The 3,444-nt window shown below is 62.2% G+C and carries 4 protein-coding genes; 1 reads left to right on the forward strand and 3 read right to left on the reverse strand.

Going from position 1 to position 3,444, the window contains the following annotated elements:
• The 3 genes from OXG98_06950 to OXG98_06960 all read right to left on the reverse strand — a co-directional run.
• On the reverse strand, window positions 1-607 hold a 607-nt coding region (locus OXG98_06950; GenBank protein ID MCY3771741.1), incomplete at its 3' end, for a hypothetical protein.
• Window positions 608-618: 11 nt separating this feature from the next.
• On the reverse strand, window positions 619-1,080 hold the full coding sequence (locus OXG98_06955; protein ID MCY3771742.1) for a helix-turn-helix domain-containing protein: 462 nt from the start codon (window positions 1,078-1,080) through the stop codon (window positions 619-621).
• A gap of 157 nt (window positions 1,081-1,237) precedes the next feature.
• Window positions 1,238-1,519, reverse strand: a complete 282-nt coding sequence (locus tag OXG98_06960) for a DoxX family protein (protein MCY3771743.1) — start codon at window positions 1,517-1,519, stop codon at window positions 1,238-1,240.
• Window positions 1,520-2,073: 554 nt separating this feature from the next.
• Between OXG98_06960 and nhaD the strand changes: the two genes are divergently transcribed.
• On the forward strand, window positions 2,074-3,444 hold a 1,371-nt coding region (gene nhaD, locus OXG98_06965; GenBank protein MCY3771744.1), incomplete at its 3' end, for a sodium:proton antiporter NhaD.

The following is a 3,444-nucleotide window of genomic DNA, read 5'->3' on the forward strand; positions in this document are numbered from 1 at the left end:
CAACGTCCTCGTTGCTCACATTCGCGTCACGCATCCGCGTCGCCACAAAGCCCCCGTCGGCGAGCCGAATGACGGCGTTGAAGTAACCGTCCTGCTGCAGAAGGACGCACCCCGTCCAGGTCAGCACAGGCGCCGCGCCGCGAAGGTCGAGATCGTAGACTTCGATCGCTTCTCGTTCACCGTGGCTCGTGGTGTAGAGGCTGAAACGCCGCGGCGACGTTTCGGTCAGGCTGATTCCGTGCACGTCGAACGCCTCAAGGTTCAGCGGGCCCGGACAGCCGCCGAACGTCCCCGTGTCGTGCTGTTGTCTGAAGGCGCTGCCGTGAATCAGCTCCGAGTGCGTGCCCGTCGCAGGATCGATCAGATACATGTGACCGGGCGCACGATGACCGGACGCAAGCACCAGACCGGTGGATCCGACATTCACGACATCTTCCGGAAGAACGAAGCCACACAGATAGCTCAGTCCCTGCTCGTTACGACACTCCGACGAGGGCGCGCCGCTCGCACTCTGAGCGAGGACGGAGGACGTGACATCAGCGGCGAAAAGAACGACTACCACGGCAGCCACTCCCCCTACACGATGAACCTTGTCAAGCGACAGCATGTCGTGCTCCTTTATCCGCTTATTCTAGTTGCAGTCGGTCCCTCACGCGGCTTCGGCGGTTGCATACCGCCGCGTCGGCCTGGAGTCCGTTCGCGGTTCATCGGGTACCGGACCACGCCCGGACCGAATCGGGAACAGCCCGGGGGTGTTACCCTCCACGCGCATTGACCGACCGGGCGCCGCTGGCCGTTGTCCGCTGAGCAGGCGCAGGCCTCCCTGCTCGAGATTGCGAGCCGCGTTGACGTCGCGATCGTGTTCGGCGCCGCGCGCTTCGCACCGCCAGCACCGCTCCACAGCCGCGAAGAATCAACACACGTCACCGACTCGCCGCGGCGCCGGTATGCCTTGGTCCGGCATCCCAGTGCGCGGTTCCACACCCAGCGTGCTGCGCCGAAGTAATCCTCCAGCCGCCGGCGTTGCGCTGCGGTGGGATAGCACCTGAGCAGGTGAGTGCGCTGTATCGATCTGGGCATGCGTACAGTATACCACAGCAACCCTCACGGGACCGACCACGGGTCAACGGCGCGACGACCCGGCGCTCCGCGCGCTGCGCTGCGCGTCCGGGCCTGCGGATCGTCCTCCGTCCATGGCGGCCTCCAGCGCAGATTTCAGGCGCGATCCGCGCAGGCGTCAGCGGCCACGTTCTGGTCGGGCAGCGATATACAGGAACAGGAAACTGTACAGCACCGCCGCCTCGGCGCTGTTGCCGACGGTCCAGAGGAAGAATCCGCGCGGCGCATTTGCCAGCCAGTAGGCAAACGCCATCAATCCCGAGCACAGGAAAGCCGCCGGGCGAGTAAACAGGCCGATCAACAGCGGAACGCCACCAACGACTTCGATCAAACCAGCGATGCTCAATAGCGACAGCAGCTCGTACGGGCCAGCGGCTTCAACAGGAAAGATCATCGTCATTCCCTTTCCGGGCTGTCCCCGGTTCTTTGGCTTGTGATTCCCTGGCAGGGCAGTCTACAGGCTGCTTTCGTTGACGGGCGGGAGGTTAACGCTGAGTGGCACTTGCGAAGAATGTGGAGGCTCTTAGGACAGAAACAATGCCTGGCGGAGCGATTGGAATAATGGTCCTGATCGGGGATGACAGCGACGACCACCGATCACGCGCAAGCCGGACGGTACATTCCGCGTGGCTCGAATTGAAATCATTCGTAGCAGCCCCATATTGGGACTGAGCGCTGAGATCACCATCGCAGGTTTCGCGATGAATTTCCGAAACCAGAGATGGGACCATGGCGACAAGCACGGGTTTCACGCCGCATTTCCGCGAGGGTCGGTCACATCTTCGCGATGCCGTATTGACAATTCGGGAAACGGTGGCGCGAGTCTATTCCCGAAACGCAGAAGCGGCCGGAAAACCGTTCAGCGAAGGATGATGTCCGCCGCTTTGCGGCGTAGGTTCGGTGCGTTGATGGAGGGGGCTGGCATCCAGCGGTCAGTATTTCGAGAGCAAACCCATGACAGAACAAAACCTGATGTTGCACTGGGCGGGCATTGTGTCCCTCGCCGTATTCGTAGTGGCCTACGCGCTGGTCATTGCTGAGGAAACCATTCACCTGCGAAAGTCCAAGCCTGTCATGGTGGCCGGCGGCATCATCTGGGCGTTCGCCGCGATTGCCTACATCGCCAGCGGCCAGACCGCGTTGATCGAGGAATTGGTCCGGCACAGCCTGCTGGAATTCGTGGAGCTGTTCCTGTTCCTGCTGGCAGCGATGACCTACATCAACACTCTGGACGAGCGCGGTGCGTTTGACGTTCTGCGGGCGTGGCTGTTGCGGCAGCGGTTTTCGCTGAAGAAGCTGTTCTGGATTACCGGCGCGCTGGCGTTCGTCATGTCCCCGATCGCGGACAACCTGACGACGGCGTTGCTGATGGCGACAGTGGTTCTCGCCGTAGGCGGCCAGAACCGCCGCTTCGTGGTCATAGGTTGCGTTAACGTGGTGGTCGCCGCCAACGCCGGAGGGGCGTTCAGCCCCTTCGGGGATATCACCACACTGATGGTGTGGCAGGCCGGTCAGGTGCAATTCCACCAGTTCTTCGCGCTGATCCTGCCGTCGCTGGCCAACTGGCTGATCACCGGTGGGCTGTTGAGCCTCGCCGTTCCACATGGACATCCGGAGCAAGTCGAGGAGCAGGCGCGGATTCGCCAGGGCACTTGGGTGGTGGCCGGCCTGTTCCTGGTGACGATCACGATGGCGGTGCTTGGCCACACGTTCCTGCACCTGCCCCCGGTGATCGGGATGATGACCGGTCTCGGTCTGCTCAAGCTCTCTGGCTACTACCTGCAAACGCGACGCGGCCGATTTGCGTATTCCTCAGAGCGGGTGATGAACGAGAACGCCCTGTCGCTGGAGGGCGATTCGCACAGGGATTCAGCCTCGTCCGACGCCCAGTACGATATCTACCGGAATTTGCAGAGGGCCGAGTGGGATACGCTGCTGTTCTTCTACGGGATCATGTTGTGCGTGGCGGGACTTGGCGCGTTCGGCTACATGGCCGCAGGCTCTGACTTCATGTACGGGGTGCTCGGACCCACTACCGCCAACATCATCGTGGGCTTCGCCTCGGCTCTGTTCGACAACATCCCGGTGATGTTCGCCGTGCTCGAGATGGACCCGAGCATGAGCCTCGGTCAGTGGCTTCTGATCACGCTGACGGCCGGAGTGGGAGGATCGATGCTGTCCGTGGGCTCCGCCGCCGGTGTCGCGGTGATGGGACAGGCGCGAGGCGTCTATACCTTTTTCAGCCACCTGAAATGGAGCTGGACGATCGTCCTCGGATACGCCGCGAGCGTCTGGGTTCACTTCCTGGTGACCGGCTCCTCGTTT

It is taken from the genome of Gemmatimonadota bacterium (genome assembly GCA_026706345.1).
GTDB lineage: Bacteria > JAAXHH01 > JAAXHH01 > JAAXHH01 > JAAXHH01 > JAAXHH01.

Coding starts and splice junctions, on each gene's coding strand:
- OXG98_06955 (MCY3771742.1), bottom strand. CDS start 1,080: ATGCCCAGATCGATACAGCGCACTCACCTGCTCAGGTGCTATCCCACC.
- OXG98_06960 (MCY3771743.1), bottom strand. CDS start 1,519: ATGACGATGATCTTTCCTGTTGAAGCCGCTGGCCCGTACGAGCTGCTG.